At 59.2% G+C, this 13,782-nt stretch carries 12 protein-coding genes and 1 pseudogene; 7 read left to right on the forward strand and 6 right to left on the reverse strand.

Annotated elements, in window-relative coordinates:
- Positions 1-37: 37 nt before the first annotated feature.
- Positions 38-1,099 (reverse strand): acyltransferase family protein, encoded by a 1,062-nt coding sequence (locus tag ACA063_RS17045; protein WP_497662602.1) that lies wholly within the window; start codon positions 1,097-1,099, stop codon positions 38-40.
- Positions 1,100-1,578: 479 nt separating this feature from the next.
- Positions 1,579-2,211, reverse strand: a complete 633-nt coding sequence (locus ACA063_RS17050; RefSeq protein ID WP_497662603.1) for a TetR/AcrR family transcriptional regulator — start codon at positions 2,209-2,211, stop codon at positions 1,579-1,581.
- Positions 2,212-2,297: 86 nt separating this feature from the next.
- Here ACA063_RS17050 and ACA063_RS17055 point away from each other — a divergent pair, with 86 nt between their 5' ends.
- Both ACA063_RS17055 and yghU read left to right on the forward strand, forming a co-directional pair.
- The gene (locus ACA063_RS17055; RefSeq protein ID WP_497662604.1) at positions 2,298-2,921 is read left to right on the forward strand and encodes an NAD(P)H-dependent oxidoreductase; all 624 of its coding nucleotides are present in this window, start codon (positions 2,298-2,300) and stop codon (positions 2,919-2,921) included.
- 105 nt (positions 2,922-3,026) lie between these two features.
- Entirely contained in the window at positions 3,027-3,875 is an 849-nt protein-coding gene (yghU, locus tag ACA063_RS17060; RefSeq protein WP_497662605.1) for a glutathione-dependent disulfide-bond oxidoreductase, read from the forward strand.
- Positions 3,876-3,903: 28 nt separating this feature from the next.
- Here yghU and ACA063_RS17065 read toward each other — a convergent pair whose 3' ends face one another.
- Entirely contained in the window at positions 3,904-6,810 is a 2,907-nt protein-coding gene (locus ACA063_RS17065; protein ID WP_497662606.1) for an EAL domain-containing protein, read from the reverse strand.
- A 433-nt stretch (positions 6,811-7,243) separates the two neighbouring features.
- Here ACA063_RS17065 and ACA063_RS17070 point away from each other — a divergent pair, with 433 nt between their 5' ends.
- Complete coding sequence (locus ACA063_RS17070; RefSeq protein ID WP_497662607.1) at positions 7,244-8,287, forward strand: alpha/beta hydrolase family protein; 1,044 nt, start codon at positions 7,244-7,246, stop codon at positions 8,285-8,287.
- 27 nt (positions 8,288-8,314) lie between these two features.
- Here the strand turns inward: ACA063_RS17070 and ACA063_RS17075 are convergent, their stop codons facing one another.
- Complete coding sequence (locus ACA063_RS17075; protein ID WP_497662608.1) at positions 8,315-8,641, reverse strand: DUF2834 domain-containing protein; 327 nt, start codon at positions 8,639-8,641, stop codon at positions 8,315-8,317.
- A 118-nt stretch (positions 8,642-8,759) separates the two neighbouring features.
- On the opposite strand from ACA063_RS17075, the gene ACA063_RS17080 reads away from it, so the two are divergent.
- Both ACA063_RS17080 and ACA063_RS17085 read left to right on the forward strand, forming a co-directional pair.
- Positions 8,760-9,575, forward strand: a complete 816-nt coding sequence (locus ACA063_RS17080) for a helix-turn-helix domain-containing protein (protein ID WP_497662609.1) — start codon at positions 8,760-8,762, stop codon at positions 9,573-9,575.
- Between the two features lie 128 nt (positions 9,576-9,703).
- Complete coding sequence (locus ACA063_RS17085) at positions 9,704-9,964, forward strand: hypothetical protein (protein WP_194691902.1); 261 nt, start codon at positions 9,704-9,706, stop codon at positions 9,962-9,964.
- Between the two features lie 3 nt (positions 9,965-9,967).
- Here the strand turns inward: ACA063_RS17085 and ACA063_RS17090 are convergent, their stop codons facing one another.
- Positions 9,968-10,861 carry a LysR family transcriptional regulator gene (locus ACA063_RS17090; protein ID WP_497662610.1) on the reverse strand — a complete coding sequence of 298 codons (894 nt, stop codon included), beginning with the start codon at positions 10,859-10,861 and terminating at the stop codon, positions 9,968-9,970.
- Positions 10,862-10,970: 109 nt separating this feature from the next.
- On the opposite strand from ACA063_RS17090, the gene ACA063_RS17095 reads away from it, so the two are divergent.
- Positions 10,971-11,450, forward strand: coding sequence for a (R)-mandelonitrile lyase (locus tag ACA063_RS17095; RefSeq protein WP_497662611.1), 480 nt, complete (start codon positions 10,971-10,973; stop codon positions 11,448-11,450).
- Between the two features lie 119 nt (positions 11,451-11,569).
- Here ACA063_RS17095 and ACA063_RS17100 read toward each other — a convergent pair.
- A pseudogene (locus ACA063_RS17100) lies at positions 11,570-12,052 on the reverse strand (lytic transglycosylase domain-containing protein); the annotation flags it as partial.
- Between the two features lie 194 nt (positions 12,053-12,246).
- Here ACA063_RS17100 and ACA063_RS17105 point away from each other — a divergent pair.
- Positions 12,247-13,767 (forward strand): DUF3300 domain-containing protein, encoded by a 1,521-nt coding sequence (locus ACA063_RS17105; protein WP_497662612.1) that lies wholly within the window; start codon positions 12,247-12,249, stop codon positions 13,765-13,767.
- Positions 13,768-13,782 lie beyond the last annotated feature (15 nt).

Here is a 13,782-nt window from a genome sequence, read left to right on the forward strand (position 1 = left end):
AGGGAGTTGACTCCCTCGCCACAGGCGTACAGCTGAATTACTCGCCGCTACTGACGGGCAGGATTTGCGGCTGGTTGGCGACCTTTCTGCGGTTGATGAAAATGCCTCGCAGCCAATGAGTCATCGGCAATTCCACCCAGCGGTAAATACAGATGGCTACGACGCAGCACAGGGCAATGCTCACAGGGGTCATGACGTAAGCGAGGAGCCCCGGAGTGTCGAACACGTGGAACACCTTGTTGAAGACCTTCAACACATAAGGGTGGAACAGGTAGAGGGAGTAACTGGCATCGCCGATCAACACCAGCAACGCGGGCAAGCGGACACCCGACAACCCATGCACCAGTGCCAGGAAAATCACCGATGCCGGGATACCCCAGGCAAGCCCACGTCCCAGTGACTGGGCCAGGCTCACGGAAAGCGGCATGTAAATCAGGGCAGCAAGGCCGATCAATATCAGTGCCGCGCGCGCGCCATTGCGGGGGCCGGCAGCGCGCCATGCCGCGGTGCGTGCATAAACGGCATAGCAGCCCATGCCCAGGACGAATTCCAGGAGGATCTGCTGGGTGTAAAACCTGGCCAGCAGCGCGTCGAACGTCACCAGGTGGCCCAACACTACGAGCGTCAGAAGCAAGCTTGAGCAAATCAGCAGGCGATGGCGGTGACTGATGGCCATGGAAATGGCGAACAGGGCATAGAAGAACATTTCGAAGTTCAGGGTCCAGCCCAGGTACAGCAAGGGCTGCACGTACTCACCTTTCTGGTACGGAATGAAGAACAGCGATTTGAGCAGGCCAGGCACATCCGCCGTGGTGTTATCCAGCAGGCTCGGTATCAACAGGGCCACACAGAACACACCCAGGGTGCCGAGCCAGTACAGCGGAACAACCCGGATCACTCGTTTGGTAAAGAAGTGGCTGCCTGATTGAGCGGTGACCATGGCCATGATGAAGCCGCTGATCACAAAAAAGATATCAACGCCCCAGTCACCATTGCGAAACAATGGAATATGAAAAAAAACCACCGCGAGGGCCGCGATAGCGCGCAGCATTTGAACACTGTCCAGCTTGTCGGGAGTGGCCTGGGGAAGAGCGCTCATGGCATAAACCTTTTCAGTCTGACGTGGTGGAACAAGACAACTTTACAGGTTGGACAGCCCTATACCTACGGCACTCTAAAAGTATAAAAACGCCCCACATGAAGAGGTGCAACGGCAACACGCGGAAGGTCCGTGTTGTGAAGAATCTGCGAAAATTAATTGCACGGAGTTGCAATTGGCATCAGCCGTTCCCTGAATGGCTGCAGCCCCCTTCACCGTTGCACAGAAGGGGCTGAGGCAAGACCTGGACAATAAAATGATGCATAACCAACCGCCGGGCCAATATCACCGTAGCATCACTCTTTAAAAGAGCAAGGCGGTTTTTTCGTGTATTGACCAATGCACAATTGACGCAATTACGACGTCAAAAAACTGCTGATACTTAGGGCATCAATAGTCTTTTTTAAAGCCACTTTTTTCGGGAATAAAAACAAATAACTTATTCCTCTATCTGCGTCACAAGTGTCCACCAGGTCCGGTTAAACAACTTCCGTGCGCGCGCTCCTGGTCACCATCGCAACGATCACCTCCAATAACTCTTCCTTGGCCTGTTCGGCCGTAACCTCACCCTTGGCGGCTGCCTCTGAAAGTGCTTCGGCAGCGCCCAGCATTGCGCGCAAGCCTGCCGGTCTCAGTTCACCCGTGCCCACGAATGGCATGAGCCACTCACGGCATTTGTTCAGGAAAATCGCTTCATAGTCGCGCTTGGTTTTTTCCAGTTCCGGGGTGCTGGCCAACGCGGCGATCACACCGGGAATCTCCCCGCCCTGAAGCAGCACGCAGTCGACGAACGACGCAGCGATGACCGTCGCCCGGCTCAGCAGCGTCGGCTCGCTCGCCAGAATGGCCGCATCCATGATGGCGGTCTGGCGTTGATCGAAATCTTTGTAGAGGGCCGCGAGCAATCCTGCACGGGTGACGAAATGGTCGTAGACCACCGGCTTGGTCACCCCGGCCTCTTCCGCGAGCCTGCCGAGTGTGAGCGCGTCAGTGCCTTCATCGCGTACCAGTTGCCAGGCCACATCCAGCAACTGACGCAACCGATCTTCTCGGGTCAGTCGACGACGCGGGTTAGGTGCTCCATCCAGGGTGTGCTGTTTCCTGATTGACATCGCTATGTACCATTAGTAACTTAAAAAGCGTAACTTACGAAAAGTATATAGCCGTCATCCTTGACGTTCAATCAGGAGAAATCGACATGCACACCCTAATCGTTGTGGCTCACCCGGAACCTGCATCGCTGACTCACACCATCGCTTCGACAATTGCCGAAGGCATTGGGTTGAGTGACGGACAGCATACCGTCGAAATTGCCGACCTCGCGCAGGAAGGCTTCGACCCCCGCTTCACCGCCGCCGACCTGGCGGTCCATCGCCAACGCGCACAGGCCCCTGACGATGTGCGGTGGGAGCAAGCCAGAATCGACCGCGCACAGGTTTTGGTATTGGTATACCCGGTCTATTGGTGGTCCATGCCCGCCCTGATGAAGGGCTGGATAGACCGGGTGTTTTCAAACGGTTGGGCATTCGACTTCAACCTGCAAGGCGGTGCATTCATCAAGCGGCTGCAGCACTTGCGCATTCACCTGGTCGGTGTCGGCGGTGCCGATGCGTCAACTTACGCGCGTCACGGATACGCAGAGGCCATGAAAGTACAGATTGATCATGGGATCTTCGATTACTGCGGCGCTCAAGTGATGACCTCACAACTGCTTCTGGACAGTGAAACCGCCGGCTCGGCCAAAGCGCTGCTGCAAGAGGCTCAGGAGCTGGGGCATGACGTGACGGACCAGCGCGAGGCGCTTCAAAACGCTATGGTATGACGGCACCGGTAACCCATCGACAATGCACGACGCGTCAATACAGCCTGAGTGGCTTTGGGTCCGCGATCCACGCAATTACAGCCAGCAAACTATGAGGTCCATCTCGTGAGCAAAGCGTCCTACGTTCCTCCCAGGGTCTGGAAAAACGATGCCCCTTCCGGAGGCCAATTCGCCAGCATCAACCGGCCGACCGCAGGGCCGACCCATGACAAAACGCTGCCGATCGGCAAGCACCCGTTGCAGTTGTATTCACTGGCCACCCCCAATGGCGTGAAGGTCACGATCCTGCTTGAGGAGTTGCTGGCGCTCGGGCACACCGGCGCCGAGTACGATGCCTGGCTGATCCGCATCAACGAAGGCGACCAGTTCTCCAGCGGTTTTGTCGAAATCAACCCGAATTCGAAGATCCCGGCGCTGCTGGACCGCAGCGCAGAGCCGCCCATTCGCGTCTTTGAATCGGGCTCGATCCTGCTTTACCTCGCGGAAAAATTCGACGCGTTCCTGCCCAAGGACCCCGCAGGTCGCACCGAAACCCTGAACTGGCTGTTCTGGCAGATGGGTGCGGCGCCCTACCTGGGCGGTGGATTCGGGCATTTCTATGCTTACGCGCCGGAAAAGCTCGAATACCCGATCAACCGCTTCACGATGGAGGCGAAGCGTCAGCTGGATGTCCTCGAACGCCGTCTTGGCGAAAGCGCCTACCTGGCCGGGGACAGCTATACCATTGCCGATATCGCAGTGTGGCCCTGGTACGGGCAGTTGGTGCGGGACAACGTGTACTCGGCGGCGGAGTTTCTATCCGCGCATCAATACACCCATGTGCAGCGCTGGGCAGAGGAAATCGCCAATCGGCCGGCAGTCATCCGTGGCCAGCGGGTCAACCGGACGTGGGGCGATGAGGCGAGCCAGGTGCCCGAGCGGCATCAGGCCGCTGATCTGGACCAGAGAACCTGATACGTGTCTGCTCGGCAGCCCCACAAACTCAAACAGACACAGGGGCCGCCGGCAACATGACTAACAATTCCTCCAAACCCATCGGCTTGGCGAAGTAATAACCCTGGGCTTGCGTGGCGCCCATTTCCCGTAGCAGGTCCAGGGTCGCTTGATCTTCGACGCCTTCGGCCACCACGCTGAGGTCCAGCGATTCGGCCATGCGCACAATCGCCCGGACGATCGCGCGACTGCGGGCGCTGGTGGTCAGTTCGAGGATGAACGACTTGTCGATTTTCAAGCCGCTGAAGCGGTATTGATGCACATAGCTCAGGGATGAAAACCCTGCACCGAAGTCATCTAGCACTACCGACATGCCGTTGTCGGCCAATTGCTGCATGGTCAGTCGGGCGATGGTCGGTTCCGCCACCAGTGCGCCTTCGGTCAACTCCAGACAGATGCGCGAAGGTACAACTTGATGCCTGGCCAACAGTGCCAGGACGTCACTGGCAAAGTCCGGGCGGGTCATGCTGTAGCTCGAGCAATTGACGTGCACCGCAGGCCAGTTGGCGTGCTCGGGCTGGGCGAGTATCGATGCAATGCTGTTGAGCATGTACAGGTCCAGGCGACCAATCAGACGCAGGCCCTCGACATCCGGAAGGAAGTCGCCCGGGGCGATCACCCTACCCCCTGGCTGATGCCAGCGAATCAGCGCTTCAAGGGCCAATAATTCACCGGTTTCAACGCTGACTATTGGCTGGAAATACGGCAGCAATTCGTCCGTCCGTTTGAGCGCGTTGCGCAAGGCCCCTTCCCGCTCGACCTGGTCCGAGACCTCACGGCGCACTTCCTGATTGAACACGGCATAGCTGTCACGCCCGGCACTCTTGACCCGGTACATCGCCGCATCGGCATCACGCAGCAAATCCGCCGGCTCGTGATGGAACTGACTGTCGGCGCTGACAATACCGATGCTGCACGACGAAAAAACTTCATGGCCATTGATGAAGAACGGCAGGTCAAACGCCACCAGAATTCGCTCGGCGATTTCGATCACCACGTCCAGCGGAGCCTCCGGCGCGAGCACCGAGAATTCATCGCCGCCCAGACGCGCCAGCAAGTCGGTCTCGCGCAAGCAACCGCGCAAACGGTGGGCCGCCTGCATCAACAGCAGGTCGCCAAAATGATGGCCGAGGCTGTCGTTGACCAACTTGAAACGGTCGAGGTCGATGAACATCACCGCCAGGTGCCCACCTTCGCTGCCAAACCGTGACCAGGCGAGGCTGAGTCGCTGTTGCAGGCAGGTACGATTCGGCAGCCCGGTCAGCGCGTCGTGAGAGTTTTCGTGTTGCAGCTTGGCATTGGCGTGGTCGAGCTCGCGGGTTCGGTTCTGCACCCTGGCTTCGAGCTTGAGGTTGGCGGCGTGGATCGCTTCGGCGGCCGTACGACGCGACAACGCGGTATCAATGTGCCGCGACACGAACGTCAGCAGTTCCTGATCACGCAGGGTATAGCGCACCTGCGAGGTATAGCTTTGCACCGCGAGCACGCCCCGCACCACGTCGCCATCGAACAAGGGAATGCCCAGCCAGGAATAGGACCGGACATACTCATCGGCCAGATCCGCTTCACCGCTGAGCGACAAGCGCTCAGCCTCGTTGGAGTCAATCAGGCAGGGACGGCGCTGACGAATTACGTACTCGGTCAGGCCCCGACGCCCTCGGCGTGCAACCGGGCAGGTGGTTTGCCGCTCATCGACGTAGTACGGGAAGGTCACTTCAGTGGTCGCGTCGTCGAACAGCGCAATGTAGAAATTCTGAGCGAACAGCAGATCACCGACGATGCCATGCAAGGTCTGGAACAACTCGGTCATGTCGCCGGGCCGGCTCGACAGTTCGGCGATCTGGAACAGCGCGCTCTGCAGATGCTCGGCGCGCTCGCGCTCGGCCACTTCCTGCCTCAGTTCGTCGTTCAGTGCCGAAAGCTCCAGGGTACGGCGCATGACCGTCGCTTCCAGGTCCTCCCGGTGCAGAATCCGGTCCAGCGCCATGGCCACGTGCCGGGCCACCACCAGGAACAGCGCACGGTCTTCAGCGCTGTAGGTACGGGACACGTCGTAGACCTGCATGGCAAGCATGCCAAACACTTCATCGGAGGCGTTTTTCAGCGGTGCGCCCATCCAGAACTCGGGACGATCACCCACGCAGTAAAAACGGCCATCGGCCTGCGCCGCGATGATGCCGGCAGCATCGATCAGCAACGGCTGGCCGGTAGTCAGCACCTGGCCCGTCAACGACAAGTGCGAAACGTCCAGGTATTCGTAGTGCTCGGCCTCCACGGCATCCACGTCGATGATGTCGACGTAATACGGGTAGTCGATCTTTCCAGTGTGCGGGTCATACAGCGCGAGATAGAAGTTCTCGGCATCAATCAGGCTGGCCAGCAGGCGGTGGACGCCCACCAGGAACACCGATCGATCGCGGGTCGAGCTGGCCAGATAAGTGATTTCATAGAGGACACGCTGAGTGATCTGCGCGCGGGCAAGGGTGTTGGTCTGGACTTCGATGCCCAGCCGCTGGGCGAACTCGGCGAGCGCGGGGTCTGCCGCATCGTCGAGGGGTGCAAGCAACCAGCCGAGCACCGTTTCGCCTTTACCGGTCGGCCAGCGGTGCAAACGCCGGGTCTGGCAAAAAACTTCAAACTCGTCATTCAGAACGATGGCCGGCCACGGCACCTGCGGATCGCCCTGCCCGATCAAATGCAGTTGCTCACCGGCGCGGTACACCACCCAGGCGCCGGTGTGGAGGCCGTTACGCGCCGAGTCGAGCAACCGCTGGACCGTGTCATGTCCACTCGCCAGGGCCATGCCGACCGTATCCGAATTCCTTTTCCGCTGAGAAGCGTCAACGTCGTACGCGCTCGATTGCCGAGGAGCGTCTTGCAATGGACTAGAACTCATCAACGCTCCCTGAGCCAGAAAATGGCGATACCGCTTATGGATAGCAAGCAATGTGCCGGCACGCATTCCGTTTAAGGCTTATAACGGTTTTTTTCAATAGTTTTGTTTGCTTAAGTTGCAATCGGCAGTGATCCCCTGAAAAAACGCAGAGACCTCAAGCGTCACAAACCTGTCATCCACCGCTGCTATCGTCCTCGCGCTCCTCGTGCCCGCCGACATTCCGGCGCTGATCAACAACGACGCATAGCCACCGGTTTTCCTTCAAGGACAGGCTTAAACGGACAGCGAACACAGAAAACGTTGAAACAAAGTGCAGCCTCTTTGATTAACGCGTTGGGCTGGCTACTATCGTCCCCCCGCGTTCGAGATGGAAATGCGCCTGACGGTGGTCTCGGGCATTGATGAGTCAGTCCAATCAAGGAAGATAAAAATAATGAAGAAAACTCTCGGCGCCCTGTTGCTCGTCTGCCTCAGTACGAGCGTGCTTGCTGACGAAAACCTCGTCGGCTTCCGGGCCTCTACGCTCCCAGATCTACACACTGACCGGCCACTTGAAATGGTCGTCTGGTACCCCAGTCCAACGACCTCGCCCCCGCAGTTGATTTCCGACAATCCAGTATTTTTCGGCGCCCTCGCCGTTCAAGACGCCCCCCCGGCCACCGGCGAGCATCCTTTGGTGGTGCTCTCTCACGGTGTCTGGGGCAATTGGGGTAATCAGGTGTGGCTGGCCAGCGCACTGGCCCACAAGGGTTACATCGTGGCGGCAGTCAACCACCCTGGCACCACCAGCAAGGACCGTAGTCCTGAAGCGGCGGCGCAGTTATGGCTGCGCCCCGCTGACCTGAGCCGTGCCATTGATGCGGTCACCGCACAGCCGGAAAAATTTGGCGTGGTCGCGAAGCGCCGAATTGCCGTAGTGGGCCATTCACTCGGTGGCTGGACCGCGCTGGAAATCGCGGGTGCACGTTTCGACCCGGACCTTTTCACCCAGGACTGCGGAGCCCATCCGACATTGGTCCCTTGCGCGGTCTACCAAAAAATAAACCCTGCCAGCTCCCCGGCATCGAAGACCCGACTGGCCGCGGACTTGAGCGATAAACGCGTCAGCGCCATCGTTTCACTGGACCTGGGCCTGTCACGCGGGATGACGGACGAAAGCCTTGCGGCGCTGTCGGTACCGACGCTGGTGATTGCAGCCGGTGTGCCGTCTGAAGACCTTCCCGCTCATCTGGAGTCCGCCCACCTGGCCAAGCGCTTGCCCCAGGCGTCGACGCGCTACGTCGAAATCAGCGACGCCACCCACTTCAGTTTTATGTCGATCTGCAAACCTGGCGCGGTGGCGTTGATCGAAGAATCGTCGCCGGGCGATGGCATGATTTGCCGGGATGGCGACGGCGCTCGGCCGCGAGACGTGATCCAGCAGCAGACCATAACGCTGATCACCGAATTCCTGGCTCAGCCCCTCGCAACGAAGTAACCGGACGATCTGATTACAAGCTCCCCATCAAGGATTGCCCACCGGCCGAGGTTGGCGCGGCAATCCATTGATCACGATGTAGAGCAACGGGCCGATTGAAACGAAGATCGCCGTGAGCAGGACGTACGGCAGCACCGAGGCGAACGATCGTCCTTTCGAACGTGCGTCCCGGTACATCCAGACGCAGGCCATGCAGGCGAGCACATAGAGATCGATGACGACCTGCGCGGTGTCCGGGCTCGACATGAGCGCAAGGCCGAATTCAATGAGCGATTGCTCGGCGTGCCAGAGCGTCCATGCCGTGTAGAGGGAAAATCCCAGCAAGGTGATGAGCGCGAGATAAGGTTTTTTCATGGAGTCCTTTGCAAACAAGCGGGGTGATTGGTACGAGCAAGTTAGTGCTATCGTCGCCCCGACCTCAATGACCTGACAGGTCATGGACGCCAACAACCCGCACTGCCAGAGTCAACCCATGAGCACTCGCCCCTTTCCCCGCACGACACCCCTGACAACCGCCGGCGCGCAACTGCGCCAGCTACGCCAACAGGCCCGGTTGAGCCAGCTCGACCTCGCCCTGATCACCGGAATTTCCCAACGCCATTTGAGTTGCATTGAAACGGGCCGCGCCAAGCCGAGCCCCGGCACGCTGCACAATTTGTTGACGGGCCTGGACGCGCCCCTGGATCAGTGCAACAGCGTATTCCTGGCATCAGGTTACGCCCCTCGCTACGAGGCGACGGCACTCACCTCCCCCTCGATGGACGCGGTCAGAGGGGCAATCACTCACGTGCTTCACGCGAACAATCCCGCACCGGCGATTGTGCTGGGCAGCCACTGGGAAGTCCTGGCCGCCAACGCCAGTACTGCCGTCCTGTTCGGGTTGGTAGGACTGCCGGTCGACGCAGCAGAGGGACTGAACCTCCTCGTCACGCTGCTGCAGCCTGGAGGCTTGGGTGATCATCTGATCAACGCCGAAGAAATCAGAACCGTCGCCTGGCAGCGCGCTTCCCGCGAGGCGTTGGTCAACCCTGCGCTGGCCAGCATTCTGGAAAGTCTGCCCGCCCCAGCCAGCCCTCCCCCCATGGCCAGCGAACTGCCTCCGCTGATGCTGACCCGGATCACCTCCACGCAGGGCGAGCTGAATTTCCTGTCCACCTTCACGACGTTCGGCATGCCCCAGGACATCACCGTGACCTCATTGCGCATCGAGCATCTGATTCCCGCCGATCCCAGGACCTGGGAGGTGATGACCCAGGCTTACGAGCAAACATTGAGCAGAGAGTCTTGAAATGGACCCAAAGCAGTCATGGATTGAACGACGGAAAATGACAGCTAAGCTTCCTTCTATTGCCAGGCTTGTTCAGCAGATCGCGCCTCGCTTTGTCAGCTTTTCACACCCGTCTCGGAGGGGAGTCAATGAAACGCCTTGTTTTGCTCATCGCGATCTCTTTGCTGACCACTGCTTGCCAGAGCAACAACGACGGCATCACCCGGCTTGATAACTGTGCCTGTTATAAATCGCCGGAAAACCAACACCTGCAAGCTTCGCAGATAGCCTGGAAAGACCCCGACACCTTGCAAAAACAATTCTCGCATTGTGTCTGCCGCGCCTTGATCGACCTGAAGGAGGCCGATGATCCCGGTAAATTTTTCGTTCCGGGTACCCAGATCAAATGAGGCCTATTGCTTGTAACGCAACGCATCCACCAGCAACGCAAATGCAGGTGACGACTGACGTCGACTCGGATAGTAGAGGTGGAAACCGGAAAACCATGGCGACCAGTCTTCCAGCACCTGAATCAGGCGACCGGAACCGAGGTGAGGCGCGACCAGGTCATGGGGCACGTAGCTCAACCCGAAACCATCCAGCGCTGCTGCCAACAGCTGATAAACGCCGTTGTAGGTCACCTGGCCTGACACACGGACCTTGAGACGCTCGCCATCCTTGGCGAACTCCCAGGCATACAGCCCGCCGTTGGTAGGCAAGCGCAGGTTATTGCACAAGTGATCGGTCAGCGCCCGAGGCGTCTTGGGCAATTCGCGGTTGGCGAAATAGTCAGGGGATCCAACCACCGACATGCGCATATCCGGCCCGATACGCGTGGCAATCATGCCGTCCGCCACGTCCTCGCCCAACCTGACCCCGGCATCAAAGCCCTGTGCGGCGATGTCGACGAAGCTGTAATCGCAGCAGACTTCCACCGATATATCGGGGTATTTGGGAAGAAAGTCTTTGAGCACGGGCCGAATGATCTGATCCAGCACATGGTCCATCGCATTGATACGGATATTGCCAGCCGGGGTATCGCGCAGATCACTCAGGCCAGCCAGCTCCATTTCGATTTCCTCGAAGTGCGGCCCCACCTTTCTTATCAGACGCTCACCCGCCTCGGTAGGCGAAACGCTGCGTGTGGTACGCGTCAACAACCGCAGTCCAAGGCGCGCCTCCAGGCCACGAATCGTGTGGCTCAGCGCAGATTGAGAGACCCCGAGTCTGGCCGCGGCCTTGGTGAAGCTGCGCTCCTTTGCGACGGCAAGAAAGGCAAGCAGATCACTGGCGTTTTCCCTGAGCATTGATGAATGCCTCACATAAGTTTTTTCGAATTCTAGCGTCTAATCACATCAATGAGGAACTGATAGATTTCGCCTCTCGCGCCGAGTCAGCTGACCTTGAGGATCCATCATGAAAAATCTCGCGGCCACCGCGTTGTCGCTGTCATTGCTCGCGTTTGATGTACCCGCAGAAGGAGAAAAATCCATGCTCATCGTTAATCCCAATGGATCGCAGCCCTCTGCCGTTGGGCCAGCTGATTACTTCACCGGCACTGTGCGTGTCGACGCGCCGTTCAAGGGAACAGAAGAGGCGCGGGTCAGCGGCGCTACCGTGACCTTTGAACCCGGTGCCCGCACGACCTGGCACACACACCCGCTAGGACAAACCTTGATCATCACGGCGGGATCCGGCCTGGTGCAAGCATTGGGGCAACCGGTTCGTTCAATCAAACCGGGCGACACGGTGTGGATTCCACCGAATGTCAAACACTGGCATGGCGCGACCGCCACCACTGCCATGACGCATATCGCCATTGCCGAAGTGCTGGACGGCAAAGTGGTCGACTGGATGGAACAGGTCAGCGACGAACAATATACGCAGGGGTTTTGATTGAAGTTCACACGCCTCAATAAGACGCCCGGTTTATGCAGTCAAAGGTTGGCAAGGCGGTGTGACTAGCGATGGTTGCGATAGCGTTCAGTCAAGGACTGCACGAGGGCGACGTAAGATTACGTCTCGTCGTAGGGAGGCACCCCGTTGTACTCGACCACGGACGCTTCGCCAGCGTTGTAGCCTGCCAATGCCAGCATCTGGTTGCCGTTGAAGCGCTTGAGCAGCCAGGCCAGGTAACGCACGCCGCCACGAATGTTCTGTCGTGCGTCGAACGGATCATTCACCGCGAAACGCTCGGCGGTGGCGGGCATCAACTGCATCAGCCCCTGGGCGCCGGCGACGGAAATGGCGTTGGGGCGAAACGCCGATTCGGCATGTATCACTGCGCGGACGAGCGCCTTGTCGACACCATAATCACCCGAAGCGGCTTCAATCTCGCGCCGATAGGACTGGGTGTCCAGGCTCAGTGAGGCGACCTTGAAATCCTTCGGCGCCGTGCACAGATAGCAGTCCTTTATGTAATACAGCTCAAGGACGTCGACCCGTGCGGAGATCCCGACAGGGCGCCGGCTCACGTATTGACGAATACCCTTGTGCATCTGCCGTCGTCCCCAGGCTTCGTCGAATCTCGGCAACTCCGGACGAACGTAGCAACGAATCACTGGCAAAAATCACAGCTTTGCTACCATTACCAAGCGGCATCGGGGCCGAGCGCTGTGGCTAGCCAATCAGCCTCGACCTGCCGGGCATTGATCTACTCATTTCGAGCCTGCCTGACCTCATAGGGGGTGCAATGCGCATTCCAGTAATTTACGCGTTGTCAGCTGTATTGTTGTTGAGCGGATCTGCCTCCCTGGCCCAGTCGGCGCAAGAGCCCTCCACTGCCCCGGCCGCCGCTGCCAATCCAGCGCCCGTGGCCGCAGTGGCCAAAGATCCAGTGTTTACCCAGGAGCAGCTGGATCAGATGCTGGCACCCATTGCGCTGTACCCCGACCCGTTGCTGGCACAGGTGCTGATGGCCAGCACCTACCCCGGTGAAATCACCGACGCGGTGAGCTGGTCTAAAGCTCACCCTGACGCCAAGGGCGATGATGCGGTCAAACAGGTGGCGAGCCAGCCTTGGGATCCGAGCGTGCAAGCGCTGGTCGCTTTCCCGCAGGTCCTGGCAACGCTGGGGCAGGATCCGGTCTGGGTACAACGCCTGGGTGATGCCTTCCTGGCGCAACCTGACGACCTCATGGACGGCGTTCAGCGTTTGCGTCGCCAGGCGCAGGCCGCTGGCAACCTGCAGACCAACCAATATCAGAACGTGACGATTCAGAACATTGCACCAGCGGCACCCGCGCCCGCGCCGACGGCTGCAGCACCCAAGGCTGCCCCAGCACCCGCACCCGCACCCGCACCCGCACCCGCACCCGCACCCGCCACGATCATCATTCAGCCCGCCGACCCGCAGGTGGTTTACGTACCGACTTATAACCCGACCACCACGTACGGCACCTGGCCCTACCCCGCCTCACCTCCCGCGTACTATCCCCCTCCTCCCGCTTATTACCCTGGCCAGGCATTGATGGCCGGGCTGGCATTCGGGACCGGCGTGGCAATCGTCGGTGCCTTGTGGGGCAACTGTGACTGGGGCAGTAACGACGTCGACATCGACGTCAATCGCTATAACAACATCAATATCAACAACAAGATCACCAACAATCAGAACAAATGGCAGCACAACCCGGTTCATCGCAATGGCGTTCCCTATCGTGACGGCAGAAGCCGCGAACAGTACGGTCGGCAACTGAACGGGGCCAATCAGCGTGAGGCCTACCGAGGGGACAACGCTCAACGTGCCCAGGCGCGTGAAAATGCCCGCAACTCCATGGACAAGCACGGTATCGAGCGCCCAGCCACCAGCAACCGCGAAGCCCGGGATCAAACGCGTAAAGCTCAGGCCCAGACCAATGATCGCAATCGGGTGCAAGCCGGTGCGGATAGACCCGGGACGGCGGACCGAGGCCAGGGCACCCCCGCCAGAAATACTCGTGAGAATCAGCAACCCCGCACGGCTCAGGCGAATCAGCGTTCAGAAAGAACCCCGCAGACGCGTCAGGCGAACAACAATCGCCCGGCCGCCAGCACGGGCAGTGCCCGCAACAATGCATTTGCCGGCGCGCGGACACCGTCACAGGCCAACGCCCAAGTTAATCGTGGTCGGGCCAGTCAGGCCTCAGCCCAACGCCAAATGGCCTCTCGACCATCGGGTCACCAGATCAGTCGGCCATCCAGTCCGCCAGCGCGTTCGCAGGGGGGCCGTCGGTGAACAATCATCCTGGAG

It is taken from the genome of Pseudomonas sp. LBUM1643, from assembly GCF_059716215.1.